Raw genomic sequence first — 16,615 nt, forward strand, 5'->3', positions numbered from 1 at the left:
TCCACTCCGAAAGGACACCGCCATGGCACGTTCCGACGTCCTGGTCAGCACCGAATGGGCTGAGCAGAACCTCAATGCCGACAAGACCGTCTTCGTCGAGGTCGACGAGGACACCTCGGCCTACGACGGCGGGCACATCGCCGGCGCCGTCAAGCTCGACTGGAAGACCGACCTGCAGGATCCGGTCCGCCGCGACTTCCTCGATGCCGAACAGTTCGGCAAGCTGCTCTCCGAGCGAGGGATCGCGAACGACGACACCGTGATCCTCTACGGCGGCAACAACAACTGGTTCGCTGCGTACGCCTACTGGTACTTCAAGCTGTACGGCCACAACGACGTCAAGCTCCTCGACGGCGGCCGCAAGAAGTGGGAACTCGACGGGCGCCCGCTGTCCAGCGACGCCGTCAGCCGCCCCGCCACGACCTACAAGGCCGGCGAGCCGGATGTCAGCATCCGCGCGTTCCGCGATGAGGTCGTCGACGCCATCGGCACCAAGAACCTCGTCGACGTGCGTAGCCCGGACGAGTTCTCCGGCAAGATCCTCGCGCCGGCCCACCTCCCGCAGGAGCAGAGCCAGCGTCCCGGTCACATCCCGAGCGCGATCAACGTGCCGTGGAGCAAGGCCGCCAACGAGGACGGCACCTTCAAGTCCGACGAGGAACTCGAGGAGCTCTACGGCGAGGCCGGACTCGACGGCTCGAAGGACACCATCGCGTACTGCCGCATCGGCGAGCGGTCGAGCCACACCTGGTTCGTGCTGAAGGAACTGCTCGGCCAGCAGAACGTCAAGAACTACGACGGCAGCTGGACCGAGTACGGCTCGCTGATCGGCGTCCCGATCGAACTCGGAGAAGGAAAGTAAGAGATATGTGTGCTGCACCCAAGCAGGGACAGAAGCTGCCCGCAGGCGTCGATGTGGAGAAGGAGACCGTCCTGACCGGACAGGTCACCGACGGCTCGGGTTCGCCCGTCGCCGGCGCCTTCGTGCGTCTGCTCGACTCGACCGGTGAGTTCACCGCCGAGGTCGTGGCATCGCCCACCGGCGACTTCCGTTTCTTCGCCGCCCCCGGCACCTGGACGCTGCGCGCCCTGTCCGCGGTGGGCAACGGCGACGTGACGATCAGCCCCGAGGGCCCCGGCATCCACGAGAAGGACATCACCGTCTCGAAGTGACGCCACGCTCGACCCGGCAGCCCGGTCACCGCACCCGCGGTGACCGGGCTGTCTCGTTCTCACCGCCCCCCGAGGAGGGAGCCTGCGACCGTCACCGCCCCCTGAGGAGGGAGCCTACGACCGTCACCGCCCCCTGAGGAGGGAGCCTGCGACCGTCACCGCCCCCTGAGGAGGGAGCCTGCGACCGTCACGAAGGGTCCACCCCTCGACGGCGCCCTGACCACGCCGGGGTTAGAATTTCCCTCGTGGTCCTCTTCTTCGAAATCCTGCTGATCCTGGCCGCCGTGCTGATCACCTGGTTCGGTGTCTACACCCTGTACCGTCTGGTGACCGACGAGTCGTGACGTCCTCACCCGGAGATCCGGCCGCGGACGGTCCCGCCGGCGCGGAGTCATCCGGTGACGGGTTCGCCGCCGAAGCCCGCCGGTCGGGCGACGAGGCGATCAGTCAGGCCGAGGCACGGGCTCTGGAGTCCGGCAGCCGTGAGCGCAACGTCCCCACATGGGACGACCTGCCGCTCCCTGCCGACACCGCCAACCTCCGCCTCGGCGCCGACCTCCACCCGGGCCTCCTCGCACTCCTCCCGCTCGTCGGCGTATGGCGCGGCGAGGGCGAAGGCCACGATCCCGGGACGGACACCGACTATCACTTCGCCCAGCAGATCGTCGTGTCCCACGATGGCCAGAACTTCCTCACCTGGGAGTCCCGCTCATGGGTGATCGACGACGACGCGGCCTATCAGCGGCCCGACCTCCGCGAGTCCGGGTTCTGGCGGATCGGTGAGGACGACACCATCGAGTTGCTCCTCGCTCACGCCGAGGGCTCGATCGAACTCTTCTACGGCGCTCCCCTGAACCAGACCACCTGGGAACTCGCCACCGACGTCGTCATCAAGGCCGAGTCCGGTCAACGCACCGGCGGCGCCAAACGCCTGTACGGGCTCGTCGCCGACGGCGACCTCGCCTACGTCGAGGAGCGCGTCGACGCCGACGGGGACCTCACCCCACGGCTCTCCGCCAAGCTGCGCCGCCACGTCGGCTGATCCACCTCATCGACCGAGCCCGCGGCAGTGACGCGCGCCCTGTTCCCGACGGCTCGCACACTCGCCCCGCTCGCTGCGCTCCCGGCGGCTCGCACATTCGCCCCGCTCGCTGCGCTCCCGGCGGCTCGCACATTCGCCCCGCTCGCTGCGCTCCCGGCGGCTCGGCCCTCTGCTCCCTGAGGTGCGAGCGAAGCGAGCCTCGAAGGGCCGCCGATCCGAGAACGCAAGGTACAGATTGCGTTTCGGCAGCGCGCTGTACACCGGCGCGCCGAGCATGACGACGACCGAACCGTAGGCGGTGACCTCCCCCGGCCGACCCGCCCAACCGGGATGCACGGTTCCCGACCTCGACATGTACGGTGCGTGCCCGGCCGTGCCGCCACCCCGGCGACCGACGACCGAGAACACCTCGGCGCGGGCGGACTGCGGGGAGAGTTCGAAGACGGCACGCTCACCCGGTGGGCATTCGACGAACGTGAACTCCGTGCCGGACCGGTGGACCACCCCGATCCAGTCGCTGCCCGAGTTGCGTACGACGAACGTCGAACCGCCCGTCCGGTACTGGTACGAGACACCGGCCGCCGCGGCATCGAGCATGTGCCGACCGGAGACACCGCCGTTCCACTCCGCGCTCCACGGGGTGAGATATCGCTGGTCGAGGAACTCGCGGCGGGTGGGGATCGGAACCGTCACCGGCATCACCCGCCCGTCGCGCACCCACACCGCGCCGTACAGAACCGGCCGGCCGTCCGCGGTGCGGGGGGCCTCGAGGTAGGTGAGCGAATCCATCTCCGGCAGAGCGATTTCCGAACCGGGAGTCAAGAGTTCGACATACGACCGTCCATCCGCGAGCAGGACCACGGCAGCCACGTCGTGAACGCCGCGGTTGTGGACGGCGATGCGGTCACCGGCCTCCCGCGACAGGTCCTCGGCGTGGAACAGGCCGGCGGCGTGCGGGTCGGCGAACGCGAATCGGGGTGCCGACGCCGTCCCGAAGTCCGGGTCGCCCGGGGTCCAGTAGTTCTCGCCCACCACGGATTCGATGCGATCGCGATCCTGTGTCCCGACCGCCGCGGCGACATGCATGGTCACCATCTCTTCTTCTCCCTCTCGACGCCGCGGTGGGCGCCGTGGACTGTGCTGTGCTCCCAGTCCAGCGGTTTCACGCCGCGGTTTCGCGAGTACTGCGCTACGCGAATCTTGTAGCGCTGCCCTACCTGCGCCCGGGTCGGTTTCGGATGGAACCGGGACGCAGATCGAGTCGACGCAGCAGCTGTGCGTTCAACGCCACGACCACCGTCGAGGCGGACATCAGGATCGCGCCGACACTCATGGGCAGGACGAACCCGATCGGCGCCAGGATCCCGGCCGCCAACGGCACCGAGATGAGGTTGTAACCCGCTGCCCACCAGAGGTTCTGCGCCATCTTCCGGTAGCCGGCACGCGACAGCTCGATGACCGACAGGACCGACCGCGGATCAGAGGAGGCGAGGATGACGCCGGCCGAGCCGATGGCCACGTCGGTGCCGGCACCGATCGCGATCCCGACGTCGGCCTGCGCGAGTGCGGGGGCGTCGTTGACGCCGTCGCCGACCATCGCGACACGACGACCTTCGTGCTGCAGGTCCGCGACGATGGCGGCCTTGTCCTCGGGCCGGACCCCGGCGTACACCCGGTCGATGCCCAACCGGCCGGCGACATCGTCGGCCACCGCCTGCGCGTCGCCGGTGATCATCACGACCTGCACGTCGCGAGCGTGGAGTTCGTCCACGGCCACACGCGACTCCGGACGGACCTCGTCGGCGAGCCGGAACGCCCCCACGACACGATCGTCGATGAGCACGTGCAGGATGATCGCCCCCCGCTCCCGCCACGACGACGCGACGGGCAGTTCGTCGAGGCCGTGCTCGGCGAGCAGGTTGGGTCCACCCACCCGAACCCCCTGACCGTCGACGGACGCGGACACCCCCACCGCAGGCGACGATGAGAAGTCCTGTGCGACGGGCAGATCGATTCCCTCATCTCGAGCGGCCCGCACGATCGCCGAGGCCAGCGGATGCTCACTGCCCGTCTCCGCGGCGGCCGCGAGGGTCAGCACTCGACGCCGGTCCTGCCCGGGAGCCGGTTCGAGCTCGAGGACGGTCGGTTCTCCCTTCGTCAGGGTGCCGGTCTTGTCGAAGAGCACGGCGTCGACGTTGCGCATCGACTCGAGGGCGAGCCTGTCCTTGATCAGGACCCCGGCACGCGCGGCTCGCTCTGTCGCGATGGAGACGACGAGCGGGATCGCGAGCCCCAACGCGTGGGGGCAAGCGATGACCAGCACCGTGATCACGCGCACGACAGCCTCGTCTGGCGATCCGACCGCGGTCCAGGCGATCGCGGTGAGCACCGCGGCGCCGAGTGCGAACCAGAACAGCCACCCGGCCGCGGTATCGGCGAGCCGCTGGGCCCGTGACGACGATGCCTGCGCATCGGCGACGAGGCGTCCGATCCCGGCCAGCGCGGTGTCGTCGCCGGTCGCGGTCACGCGGACCCGCAGTCCGGAATCGGTCGCGACGGTGCCGGCGACCACGACGTCACCGACCTCCCGCCGAACGGGTGCCGACTCCCCGGTGACCATCGACTCGTCCATGCTCGCCGAACCGTCGACGATAGCGCCGTCGGCGGGCACGGACCCGCCGGGCCGGACGACGACCACGTCGCCGACGACCAGTTCGTCGGGAGATACCGAGATGATGTCGCTGCCCACGACCATCTCGGCCTCGTCCGGGAGGAGCGCGGCGAGTGAGTCGAGAGCCGATGTCGTCCGGGCCAGCGAGCGCATCTCGATCCAATGACCGAGCAGCATGATCACGACGAGCAGTGCCAGCTCCCACCAGAAGTTCAGGTGGTGGTCGAACAGGTGCAGCGTCGAACCCCAGGACGCAACGAAGGCGACGGTGAGCGCGAGGGAGATCAGAAGCATCATCCCCGGGCGACGAGCTCGGAGCTCGGCGGCCGCGCCGACAAGGAACGGGCGCCCGCCCCACACGTAGAGAAGTGTGCCGAGCAGCGGTGACACCCACCGGACCCACTCCGCGTCGGGCAGACCGTAGCCGAGTATGTCGGCGAACATGTCGTTGAAGGCCACTGTCGGGACCGCCAACACGAGCATGATCCAGAACAGTCGCCGGAACTGCGCGACGTGGTCGCCGTGGCCCGCATGGCTGTCATGTCCGCCGTGGCCGGTGTGGCCGGTGTGGCCACCGTGGTTGTCGTGTCCTGCAGTGGCCCGGGGGCGGTGCGCGTGGTCAGCCGTGTTCCCCGTCGTGTGTAGATGGTCGTGGCGCGTGTCCATGCGTCGAGACTATACCCCGGTATGGTATTGCGCCAGGGATACTTCTACCCTGTAGGGGTATTCTTGCAGCAACCCGCCAGCAGACATGGAACGGCCCCCGCACCGCCCTCGAAGGGCCTGCGCCGACCGGACCGGGTCGGGATGCGGGGGCCGGGTGACCACCTGGTATTCGCTTGCGCCGACCGGCGGGAATCCCGCCTCGGTGCGACACGAATGCCACACGGTCAACTGCTAACGGATGGTCACCTCACATGTCCGACGAGAAATCACTATCAGACCACCTCCTTCCTTGTGTACCCGCGAACGTACGCCCGATTCGGGCGGGCCGCAACGGATTAAGGCGGTCAGGGAGTCGGCACCGGCGCCACGGACGGGCCGGGAGCCGGGGACGGCGCACCGGCGGGTGCCGAGCTCGGGCCGGGCAGCGGCTTCGCGTCGGGCGGCAATGACTCGACGACCTCGATCTTCGATCGGAACGTGTCGTCGGTGATCACCTCGATCGAGTTGATCATCCAGCGGTCGCCCTCGCGTTTCATGTCGAAGGTCAGCCGCGACGGGTTGATGCTCACGAGTTCCTTGTTGCCGCGGGTCACCGACTGGTTCATGAAGATCAGGACCTGCGAGGTGTCCGCGGTGTTGGTCACCACACCCGCGTCCTGGATCGTCACCTCGGACACCACCGACTGCTTGCGGACCTCGGCGGCGAGGTTGTTGTCGGTGATCAGCTTCGTGTACTCCGGCTTCGCCGGCCCGGTGAGCACACTCATCGACTGGTCGATGTGCTCGGTGACATTCTCGGCGTTGTACCCGAACATCGTCGTCGCATAGTCCCGGGCCGCCGCCAGCGACGATGCGCGGGCGTCCTCGACCGCGCGGCCCTGGGTGAAGCGAAAACCGAGAAATGCGGTCACGGCGATCGCGGCGACCAGCACCACGCCGAGTGCGATCAGACCCAGGCGCCCCTTGCGCAGGGCGAATCGAGACCCGGTCGACTTCCGCGCGGACTCGGATCGGGGCGCGGACTCGGAGCGGGCCGCCATCACGCCACCCACTCGAAGTCGGTCATCTTGAGGTCGCCGTTGATCCGCGTCATGTCCACCCGCCAGCGGAACACCTTCTCCTGTGACGGCACCTCGCCGTCGAGCGATCGCTGATGCCAGCCGAACACCATGATGACCGAGCCTTCGTCGGGTTCGGCCTTGGTCACCGCGGACGAGAGGATAAGCGAGCGGGTCTCGAGCTTGCCGTCCCGGACAAGGGCCGCCACCTGCTGGATGTTGTTCTCCACCTCTTGCTTGACCTTGCCGCTCGTGTCCTCCTGGACCGACGTCAGCGTCTGGTCGACGGTGTCGGGATTCATGCTGGTCAGATTCACGAGAACCTGCGAAGCGAACGCGGAATACTCGGCCCGCAGGTCGTCGGTCCGGTCCTGGCGCGCGATGCCGAGCGCGAACACCACCGATGCGATGGCGCACACGACGATGACCACCAGTGCCACGACAACGCCCACGACGGCGCGCGGCGAGCGACGCCCCGACCCGCGATACCTGATGCCGCGCTTGCGTTTCGGCGTGCCCGTGGACGCCGACGCCGCGGCCGTCCGGGCACGCCGGCGCTCACGGTAGCTGACGGTCTTCTCGACCTCGGACGGGTCGGGCGCGATCGCCGCCCCGACGGACTCGGGCTCCGGCGCGGTGTCAGCCGCCGGGGACGCCGTCGACGTCGCGTCCTGCGTCGCTTCCGCGGGCGTCGTCGGTGGCGCGGGCGTCGGCTCCGCGGATGTCGGTGAGGCGCTGTCGACGTCTTCCGCCGCGGTGCCGGGCTCGTCGACCGGCGGCACCGAAACCGCCGGCGTCGACGACTTCTTCCCGGCCGGACGTCCACGCCGGATCGGCGCCGACCGCACGGGCCGCTTCGTGTTCCGGCGATCGCCCGAAGCCGCACGATCCGCCCCGCTGCGACTCGGAGACGTCGTGCCGGGACCGTCGGGCGTCACGGGGTGACCGTCCCGCTGATCATCGTCTGCCATGTACTGCTCTGTTCCTGCTCATCGCTACCGGCCCCGGCGTTGTAGGTCTTGCCGTCGGGTCCGATGAAGTTGCCCGAATCCGGGTCGTAGGTCGTGGCATACACCGCAGGCTCCGCGTCGAAATCCTTCGGTGTGCCCGGTGTCACCGTACCGGAGGACGCCGGCTGCCATTTCAAGCCGAAGGGCAACCCGCTCTGGAACGGGTCGACCGAACCCGGCTTCGGCACGTAACCGGTCGCGCACTCCGCCGGCGTGGGGGCTCGGCGTCCCGGGAACTCCGCGCACGGATAATTGCGCGCACCGCGGACCGCGATGTTGGAGTTCTGCGGCACCCGGCACAGCATGCCCGGCGGCAGCTCACGAGCGGTCTGCTCCGACGGCCAGCGCCAGTCCTCTTTGGGCAGGAAGCCGATGTTGCACGGCGGCCGATCCTGGAACGCGAGCGAGAAGTTCACGTTCGGACCGAATCTGGTGGTACCGGTGTTCAGCGCCGTGATCAGTGAATTGACCAGTCGCGGATATAGAACCAGCACCTGCTTCCAGTTCGGCAGGTACACCACCTGGGTCTTGGCGATGGTCCCCAGGTTCGACACCAGCAGCGGGTACGACGCGCCGAGGGACTCGAACAGCTCCTGGCTCTTCGATGCGGTCGACGGACCCTTGCGCAGGATGTCGCCGATCTCCGGCCGGTTCGCGCGCAGCTGATCGGTGAAGGCGGTGACGTCCCGTGTCCAGGAACGGATGTCGTCAGCCGTCCGCGACTGGGTGGCCAGCAGCGGGGCGCCCTGCTCGACGAGCTGGATCGTGACGTCGGTGTTCTTGTTCGCCTCGTCGACGAACAAGACCATCGAGTCCAGCAGTCGCTGAAGGGCTTCCCCGGTGCCGTTGAACGCGACGAAGGCCTCGTCCATCAGCGAACGCAACTTGGTGTCGCCGATCTCGGCCAGCAGCCGGTCGGCCTGGTCGAGCATCGCCGAGATCTCCACGGGGACCTGATCGGTGGACACCGTGGCGCCGTCCTGCAGGTACCCGTCGGACTCGCCGGCCTCGGGATCGGGGGTGAACTCGACGAACTGCTCACCGATCGCGGACACACTCCGCACCGACGCCGTCGCCGACGCCGGGATCTCCGCCCCGTTCTCGATCGTCAGTTGCGCCTCGACACCGGTGTCGGTGAGCTGCACCGAGTCGACCTTGCCGACGTAGACGCCGCGATAGCTGACATTGGCGTTCTGGTACAGACCACCGCTGGTCGGAAGCAGCAGCTGCACACGGTAACTGCCGACCCCGAACATCGACGGGATGCGGATGTAGAACAGGGCCATGACCACCATCGCGACCACGGTCACGATCGCGAAGATCATCAGCTGCATACGCACGAACCGCGTGATCTTCATCAGCGACCACCTTCCGTGGCCGGCACCGGGGTGACCACCGGGGCCTTCGGGACCATGTTCGCCGGAACCGGTTCGGCGGAGTCCGGCAGGCGCTCACCGCCCGGCTGCAGCGGGGCGACGAACGGGTCGAGTCCCCTTGCGGCCGCGCCGGCGGGCCGGCCGAAGACTCCCTCGGGACCGGTGACGCCGAGGCTCGCGAACATCGTCTTGCTCAGGCGTTCGAGGGTCAGGTCGAGTGTGAGGTCCGAGTTCACGTAGTCACCCTTGACGATCCGCCGGATCGTCGGTTCGTAGAACGGGAAGGTCAGCAGGATGTTCAGCGACTGCGTCATCGCGGGTCCCGCGGCCTGGAGCTGATCGAGGGCCGGCTCGATCCCCTCCACGATCGTGACGATGTCCTCGGAGTTGGCGTCGAGGATGTCGTTGGCGGTCTTCGACAGCGTCGTGACCGAACCGAGCGTGTCGAGGAACTGCTGACGCTGGTCGACGAGCAGCTGCAGGATCTGCGGAGCGTCGGCGAGCGCCCGCTCGATGGTGCCCTTCTGCTCGTTCATGGTGCGCGACAACCGGTCGAGTCCCTCGGTCGCGCGGATGATGTTGCCCTTCTGTGCATCCAGATCGGCGACGAGGGTGTTCAACCGCGGGATGAGTTCCTTGATCTGCTCCTCGCGTCCCCCGAAGACATCGCTCATCTCGTGCACGATGTCGCCGATCTGCGACAGCCCACCGCCGTTGAGCACCACCGACAGCGAACTCAGCACCTGCTCGGTACTGGGGTAGGTACATGCCGACACCTGTTGTGCCGCATTGATGTCGGGTACCGCGGGCACCGACGGGTCGGTCACGATGTTGGACTGCTCGGGACACTTGGTCAGGGGGATCTGGTCACCGGGTTCGAGCCGGCCGCCCTCGGGCTCGGCCGGTTGCACGATCTCGAGGTGCGTCGAACCCAGCACACTGGTCAGCCCGACCATGACATGCGAACCGCGCGGGACGATCACGCCGTCGTTGAGCCGCATCGTGACGAGCGCGTTCCAGTCCTGGACCTCGATGTCGCCGATGCTGCCGACCGTCGCGTCGTCGATGAGCACCGGCGCGTTGTTGACCAGTCCGGCCGCCGACGGGATGACCGCGGTGATCTCGTAGGAACCACCGCCGGTACCTTCGGCCCCCGGGACCGGGAGTGAATTGGGGCCGTCGAAGGAACATCCGGCGAGGACGAGCGCGAGGCTCGCCGCGCCCGCGATGAGCGAACCACGGGGTCGTGCCGATCTCATCGCTCACCCCCGAACGGCACCAGCAGATCCTCGAGCGGACTGCCCCGGTTGTCCCGCCGGGTCTCGTTGTCCAACCGGGTGACACCGGCGTTCGCCCGTGCGCGAACGCTGGCGTTCTGATACTCGAGCTGACTCGGCAGAGCGTTGCGACCCTGCACCGGATTCGTCAGGAACGGAGGGTAGTTCATCGAGATCGACGACAGGACGGGCGCGAGGATCTCCACGCACTTGTCCACGTCGGCCATCGTGGTACCGGGCCGTTTGGTCGATTCCATCGAACCGCACAGCAGCGTGATCAGGTTCGTGCCGTTGCCCAGGCCGAACACGCCCGACAGCGAACCCGACAGCGGGTTGTAGATGTTGTAGAAGTTCGCGAGCTGATTGGGTGCCGAATGCAGCACGCCGCGAACCTGTTCGTCCTTGTCCGCCACGATCTTCGTGCTCGCGGCCAGGCGTTCCACCGACGACGCCAGCGCCGTCTTGTTGGTGTCGATGAAGAGCTGCACATCGGTCATCGCTGCGTCGAGACCCTTCAGCGCCTCGTCGAGCTCGGTCGTGTTGTCCGCGAGAACCGAACTCACCGAAGCGATCCGGCCGTTGAACTGCACGAGCTGCTCGTGACTGCCCGACAGTGCGTCGGTGAGCTTCTGCAGGCTCTGGATGGTGGCGAACAGGTCTCCGCTGCCGGCCGCCAGGGTGCCGATGACGTCGGACACCTCGCGGATCGAGGAGTTGATCGCCTCCCCGTTGCCCTCGAGGTTCTCGTCGAAGACGTTGACCGCCTTGGCCGCCGAGCCCGGGTCGGCCCCCTCCGGTCCGATGGCCTCGGTGAGCCGGGTGAGCTGGGCCTTGATGTCGTCCCACTCCATCGGCACCGCGGTGCGGTCCATCGGGATGTCGGCACCGTCGGACATCTTCGGACCGCCCGAGTAGACCGGCGTCAACTGCACGAACCGGCCCGACACCAGGCTCTGGGCGACGATGACGGCCTTCGCGTCCTGCGGGATGTCGACGCTCTTGTCCACGCGCAGTTCGACTTTCACGTCGTTCTCGCGCGGCGTGATCGCGGAGACACTGCCGACGTTCACACCGAGCACCCGGACCGGGTCACCTTTGTACAGGCTGGCGACACCGGCGAAGTAGGCGGTGAAGGTGTTCGTCGTCGACTTGGTGAACACCTTCCAGCCCACGAGGATCAGCGCGATGGCCAGGACCACGGCGAGCACACCGAACAGCACCTTGCGTCCGATCGAGAGACGTCCGACGGTCATGTCACCTCCCCCTCGTGGTCGGTGCGGGCGATGGATAGGTCGGCGAGGGCAGCGGACCGCGGGGCGGATCGCTGCCGACCGGCGGACCGGGCTTCCACGCGTCCGGGAACAGCGGGAAGCTGGTGTACATCAACGACTGCCAGAGCTGCGGATACCGGCCGCGCAGGGCATTGAGGAAGACCGCGGTGTAGTCGCCGAAGGTGTTGAGCCCGACCAGCGAGTCGAAGTTCGGACCCGACGCCACGGCCTCGCCGAGGGTGTTGGCGAACGGCCCGAGCCGGTCGATCGTCTCCTTCAGTTCCTTCTCCTGATCGGTGAGGATCGTTGCGACACGGTCGAACTTCTGCAGGACCGGCGTCAGCTGGGCGTTGTTCTCGGCGATGAAGCCGCGCAGCTGGGCGGTGACGTCACCGATTCCCTTGATCAGCTGGTTCAGCGCGTAGCGACGCATCTCGATCTCGCCGACGAGCGCGTTGGCGTCGATCAGGAGCCGGTTGATCTGCTCGTTGCGGTCGCCGACGATCCTGCTGACCTGGTTGGCCTTGGCCAGCAGTGCCCGTAACTCGTTGTCGCGGTCGGCAACTGCTTTCGACAGCCGGGCCACCCCGTCGACCGCGCCCTGGACCTGATCGGGGGTCTCGGAGAAGGTGATGGTCAGGGTGTTCAGCGCCTCGTTGAGTTGGTCGGTGTCGGTCTCGGCCACGGTGTCGGTCGCACCTTCGAGCGCATCCTGCAGCGAGTAGGGCGAGATCGTGTTGCCGACCGGGATCGAGCCTCCGGGCTTGATCCGATCGCCACCGTGCGGGATGACGGTGAGATTGCGTCGGCCGAGCACGGTCTCGGTCCGGATCGCGGCCTGAGAGTCCGCACCCATCTCGACGGTGTCGTCCATCCGGAATCCGACCTTGACCTTGGTCCCGTCGTCGGTGCCGGCCAGTTCGATCGACTCGACGGTGCCCACCTGGACGCCGGAGACCGACACGATGTCGCCCTTGGTCAGCCCGCCCGCATCGTCGAAGTAGGCGCTGTAGGTGCTGATCGGCGAGATGTAGGGCAACTTGTCCATCTGCATGGCGGTGATGACCACCAGGCCGATGACCACGATGCCGATGACGCCGACCTGGGCACGGCTGCGTTGCCCGCGCTTCTCCTCACGGGCGACGTCGGCCTCGTCGGACTCGGATCTGCGGCTCGAGAACATGCCGCCGAAGGGAAGACTCATGAGCCGTCACACCTTCCACCGGCCGTCGTGGAGTTGCCCATCACGTTGTTCGACGTGTACAGGATGGTCTGGCCACCGGGCGCCGGGAGCATCAACCGGATGCGGCAGAAGTAGATCTGCAGCCAGGCACCGTAGGAACCCAGGTTCGACAGCGTCTTGTAGTCCTCGGGGAGTCGGGAGATCAGGTTGCGGATGAAGGGCTCCGCGGCGAGCAGCTCCTCGGAGACGCGGCCGGTGTTGGTCACCATCGACTGCAGGGTCGGCCGTGTGGTCCCCAGGAGGTCCGCGAGGCCGTTGGTCACCCGCGAGGTCTGCGTCAGCGCGTTGCCGACGGTGCTCTTCTGCTCCGCCAGTCCGGTGACCAGCTGCTGCAGGAGGTCGACGCTGGTGTCGAGGCCTTCGCGATCGCCGTCGAGTGTGGCGAGGGTCGTGTTGAGGTTGTCGATCACGTCGCCGATCAACTGGTCGCGGTCGGCGAGGGAGTCGGTGAACGACGCGGTGTTGCCCAGCAACGTGTTCAGGGCGCCGCCCTGGCCCTGGAAGACGGCGATGAGCGAACTGGTCAGGGCGTTGGCGTCGTCGGCGTCGAGGGTCCGGAACAGCGGCTTGAAGCCGCCGACGAGCTTGTCGAGATCGAGAGCGGGCTCCGTGTTGCCGACCGGGATCTGCGCACCGTCGGCGAGGAAGGTCGAGGTGTTGCCGGTCCCCTGCTGCAGCTCGAGATACCGGTCGCCGGTGAGGTTCTCGTACCGGATGAGTGCGCGGACCGATTCCGGGAGCGGGTACTGCTGGTCGACACTGAAGGTGATCACGGCCTCGTTGGCGCGGTTCAGTTCGACGCCGCCGACGGAACCGACCTCGACGCCGGCGATCTTGACCTTGCTGCCGGACTTCATCGCCGACGCGCTGGTGAAGACGGCGCTGTACTCGTTGGACGCGCCGGAGCGATAGCGGCTGAAGACGACGACCAGTGCCACGAACACCAGGATCATCACCACCGTGAAGGCGCCCAGCTTGATCAGGGTCGCGCGGAACGCGCGAGCGCGGTTATCCACGGGGCGGCTCTCCGAACAGGATCTGGAACAGCTTCTGCGAGTTCGCTTTCGGCTTGGTCCTGGGCTGATAGGGCTGCGGCGCGTTGTCGCCGACGTAGAACGGGGCGGGCACCGTCGTGGCGGGATCGCTGAGCCCGCCCTGGCACGTCGGCGGTCCCTCGACCCCGACGCGCGGCAGGTCGTAGGGGTAGGCGTAGGGGTCCTTGCCCGGCAGCAGACCGGCGTCGAGCATCAGCATGCCGTTGCGTTCACCGAGGAACGGGGCGGCGACCTCCGAGGCGATCGCGCCGGCGGTGAGGAAGCACTTGATCCCGGGCGCGTTGTAACCGAGCAGGGCGGCAATGGGATCGAGGTCCGAGAGCGCCCCGATGAGCGTCTTCTTCGACGGCGCGATGACCCCGTCGATGGTGTTGGCCATCCCGGTTGCATTGATGAGCAGCGCGTCGAGGTTTGATGTGTTGTCCACCAACGTGTTCCCGACGACGGTGAAGTTGTCGACCGTGCGCAGGAGATCGGGCATCGAGTCGGCGTAGACGTTGGTGACGGTCGCGCCTTCCCGGAACAGCCGGTTGAGGGCCGGCAGATGCGGGTTGGTCTTGCCGAGCAGCGCGGTCAGCTGTTCGAGGGCGACGCCGATCTCCTCGCCCTGCCCCTGCAATGCGGTGTTGATCGCACCGAGCGTCGCGTTGAGTTTCTCCGGCTGCAGCTGGGCGAGCACCGAGACGAGTTGCTGGTACACGGTGTTGAGCTCGACGACCACCCGGTCGGCGGGGATCTCCGCACCCGCGGTCAGCGTGCCCTCCGGCTCGCCCGGCACCACGAAGTTCACCGCCTTCGCACCGAAGATGGTGTTCGACTTGATGTCGGCGGCGACGTTGGCGGGAATCTTCGCCATGTCGGCGTCGGCGATGTCGAGGGTCAGGATCGCGTCACCGCCGCGCTCGGTGATCTCCGCGACGCGCCCCACCTCCACGCCGCGCAGTTTGACCTTGGCGTCGGGGTTCATCACCAGTCCCGCGCGGGGGGCCACGAGGGTCACCTGCTGGGTGCCCTTGAAGGCACCGAGGAACGACGCGCTCGCCCCGATGATCAGGGCGAGCAGCACCGCGACCATGACCACCGCCGCCGTCCGGCGGGTGGCCCGTGAACGTTCTTGTCTCCTGCTCATCTGTCAGCCCGCCAGGTTGAACTTGCCGTCGGCGCCATAGATGGCGAGGGAGGTCAGCAGTGTGATCACGACCACAACAACGAGGGACGCGCGGACCGCGTTCCCGACCGCGACGCCGACGCCGACCGGCCCGCCCGAGGCGTTGTAGCCGTAGTAGGTGTGGATGAGCATGACGGCCACCGCCATGCAGATCGCCTGCACGAACGACCACAGGATGTCCGACGGTATGAGGAAGGTGTCGAAGTAGTGGTCGTAGACGCCGGGCGACTGTCCGTACAGGAACACCGTCGCCGACCGGCTCGCGAGGAACGACGCCAGCGAAGCCAGCGCGTACAGGGGGATGATCGCGATGAGGCCCGCGATGATGCGCGTGGACACCAGATAAGGGATGGACGAGATCGCCATCGTCTCCAGGGCGTCGATCTCCTCCGAGACCCGCATGGCGCCGAGCTGCGCGGTGGCGCCCGCGCCGATGGTCGCGGCGAGCGCGATGCCGGAGATCACGGGGACGGCGATGCGCACGTTGATGAACGCCGAGAAGAAGCCCGTCAGCGCCTCGACGCCGATGTTGGCCAGCGAGCTGTACCCCTGGACCGCGATCGTCCCGCCGGTGAACAGGGTCAGGAACCCGACGACCACGACGGTGCCGCCGATCATCGCCAACGCGCCGGTGCCCATGGAGATCTCGGCGATGAGCCGCAGGGTCTCCTTCTTGTAGTGCTTGATCGCGCGCGGGATCGACACGACGCTGTCCCAGTAGAACAGCGCCTGATCGCCGATCTGATCCCAGTCCTCGCCGGCGCGCTTGACCGCGACCCGCGCGGTCCGGAACCGGGTGGTGAACGGAAGTACCATCGCTCAGCCCGCCGTTGCCTTGAGACCGACCGCGGTGACCACGACGTTGACGACGAACAGCGCCATGAACGAGTACACGACGGTCTCGTTCACGGCATCGCCGACGCCCTTCGCACCGCCCTTGACGTTGAGCCCCTGATAACAGCCCACCATTCCGGCGAAGAGCCCGAACAGCGCTGCCTTGACCATCGAGATCATCAACTCGCCGAATCCGGTGAGGAGGGTCAGGTTGGCCACGAACGCACCGGGATTCACGTCCTGCAGGTACACGGAGAAGATGAATCCGCCGCCGATGCCGATCGTGCAGACGAGGCTGTTCAGCAGCAGCGCCACCCCGGTGGAGGCCACGATCCGCGGCACGACCAGACGATGGATCGGGTTGATGCCGAGGACCTTCATCGCGTCGATCTCTTCGCGGATGGTCCGGGCGCCGAGGTCGGCGCAGATCGCGGTGGCGCCGGCACCGGCGACGATCAGCACGGTGACGATCGGGCCGATCTGGGTGACGGTGCCGAGAGCGGCACCCGCGCCCGACAGGTCCTGCGCGCCGATCTCGCGCAACAGGATGTTCAAGGTGAAGCTGACGAGAACCGTGAACGGGATGGCGACCAGGAGGGTGGGCACCATCGACACGCGGGCGATCGCCCAGGACTGTTCGACGGTCTCCCGCCACTGGAACGGACGGTGGAACAGCTCGCGCGCCGACTCGACGCCGAGCGCCACGAAATCACCGATCCCACTGAGGGGTGTGGCCAGTTTGCTCAGCATCGCCCAACCCCCTTCACCCTC

The 16,615-nt window shown here is 67.4% G+C and carries 15 protein-coding genes; 3 read left to right on the plus strand and 12 right to left on the minus strand.

Annotated elements, in window-relative coordinates; translation table 11 throughout:
• The first annotated feature begins 22 nt into the window (after positions 1–22).
• From ACFVHY_RS18995 to ACFVHY_RS19005, 3 genes are all read left to right on the plus strand, one after another.
• Positions 23–862 carry a sulfurtransferase gene (locus ACFVHY_RS18995; RefSeq protein ID WP_390274633.1) on the plus strand — a complete coding sequence of 280 codons (840 nt, stop codon included), beginning with the start codon at positions 23–25 and terminating at the stop codon, positions 860–862.
• Between the two features lie 5 nt (positions 863–867).
• The gene (locus ACFVHY_RS19000; RefSeq protein ID WP_010840619.1) at positions 868–1,173 is read left to right on the plus strand and encodes a DUF1416 domain-containing protein; all 306 of its coding nucleotides are present in this window, start codon (positions 868–870) and stop codon (positions 1,171–1,173) included.
• A 340-nt stretch (positions 1,174–1,513) separates the two neighbouring features.
• Entirely contained in the window at positions 1,514–2,215 is a 702-nt protein-coding gene (locus tag ACFVHY_RS19005) for an FABP family protein (RefSeq protein ID WP_390274636.1), read from the plus strand.
• Between the two features lie 6 nt (positions 2,216–2,221).
• On the opposite strand, the gene ACFVHY_RS19010 is transcribed toward ACFVHY_RS19005, so the two are convergent.
• From ACFVHY_RS19010 to ACFVHY_RS19065, 12 genes are all read right to left on the minus strand, one after another.
• A complete protein-coding gene (locus tag ACFVHY_RS19010; protein WP_390274638.1) occupies positions 2,222–3,310 on the minus strand; it encodes a hypothetical protein in 1,089 nt (362 codons plus the stop codon).
• Positions 3,311–3,428: 118 nt separating this feature from the next.
• Positions 3,429–5,552, minus strand: a complete 2,124-nt coding sequence (locus ACFVHY_RS19015; protein ID WP_390274640.1) for a heavy metal translocating P-type ATPase — start codon at positions 5,550–5,552, stop codon at positions 3,429–3,431.
• 344 nt (positions 5,553–5,896) lie between these two features.
• Positions 5,897–6,592: a hypothetical protein gene (locus tag ACFVHY_RS19020; protein WP_390274642.1), complete on the minus strand. Its 696-nt coding sequence runs from the start codon at positions 6,590–6,592 to the stop codon at positions 5,897–5,899.
• On the minus strand, positions 6,592–7,581 hold the full coding sequence (locus tag ACFVHY_RS19025; RefSeq protein ID WP_390274645.1) for a hypothetical protein: 990 nt from the start codon (positions 7,579–7,581) through the stop codon (positions 6,592–6,594). The genes ACFVHY_RS19020 and ACFVHY_RS19025 overlap by 1 nt, the downstream gene beginning before the upstream one ends.
• Positions 7,545–8,978, minus strand: a complete 1,434-nt coding sequence (locus ACFVHY_RS19030; RefSeq protein WP_390274646.1) for an MCE family protein — start codon at positions 8,976–8,978, stop codon at positions 7,545–7,547. The genes ACFVHY_RS19025 and ACFVHY_RS19030 overlap by 37 nt, the downstream gene beginning before the upstream one ends.
• Positions 8,978–10,255, minus strand: a complete 1,278-nt coding sequence (locus ACFVHY_RS19035) for an MCE family protein (protein WP_390274648.1) — start codon at positions 10,253–10,255, stop codon at positions 8,978–8,980. The genes ACFVHY_RS19030 and ACFVHY_RS19035 overlap by 1 nt, the downstream gene beginning before the upstream one ends.
• Positions 10,252–11,526: an MCE family protein gene (locus ACFVHY_RS19040; protein ID WP_390274650.1), complete on the minus strand. Its 1,275-nt coding sequence runs from the start codon at positions 11,524–11,526 to the stop codon at positions 10,252–10,254. The genes ACFVHY_RS19035 and ACFVHY_RS19040 overlap by 4 nt, the downstream gene beginning before the upstream one ends.
• Before the next feature lies 1 nt (position 11,527).
• Entirely contained in the window at positions 11,528–12,748 is a 1,221-nt protein-coding gene (locus ACFVHY_RS19045; RefSeq protein ID WP_390274652.1) for an MCE family protein, read from the minus strand.
• Positions 12,745–13,803 (minus strand): MCE family protein, encoded by a 1,059-nt coding sequence (locus ACFVHY_RS19050; protein ID WP_390274654.1) that lies wholly within the window; start codon positions 13,801–13,803, stop codon positions 12,745–12,747. The genes ACFVHY_RS19045 and ACFVHY_RS19050 overlap by 4 nt, the downstream gene beginning before the upstream one ends.
• Positions 13,796–14,917, minus strand: coding sequence for an MCE family protein (locus ACFVHY_RS19055; protein WP_269555093.1), 1,122 nt, complete (start codon positions 14,915–14,917; stop codon positions 13,796–13,798). Before ACFVHY_RS19055 ends, ACFVHY_RS19050 begins: the two co-directional genes overlap by 8 nt.
• A 57-nt stretch (positions 14,918–14,974) precedes the next feature.
• Positions 14,975–15,826 (minus strand): ABC transporter permease, encoded by an 852-nt coding sequence (locus ACFVHY_RS19060; protein WP_004022039.1) that lies wholly within the window; start codon positions 15,824–15,826, stop codon positions 14,975–14,977.
• Positions 15,827–15,829: 3 nt separating this feature from the next.
• Positions 15,830–16,594 (minus strand): ABC transporter permease, encoded by a 765-nt coding sequence (locus ACFVHY_RS19065; RefSeq protein ID WP_065629749.1) that lies wholly within the window; start codon positions 16,592–16,594, stop codon positions 15,830–15,832.
• Positions 16,595–16,615: the final 21 nt, after the last annotated feature.

The sequence above is a fragment of the Gordonia sp. NPDC127522 genome, assembly GCF_042672305.1.
Classification (GTDB): domain Bacteria; phylum Actinomycetota; class Actinomycetes; order Mycobacteriales; family Mycobacteriaceae; genus Gordonia; species Gordonia hongkongensis.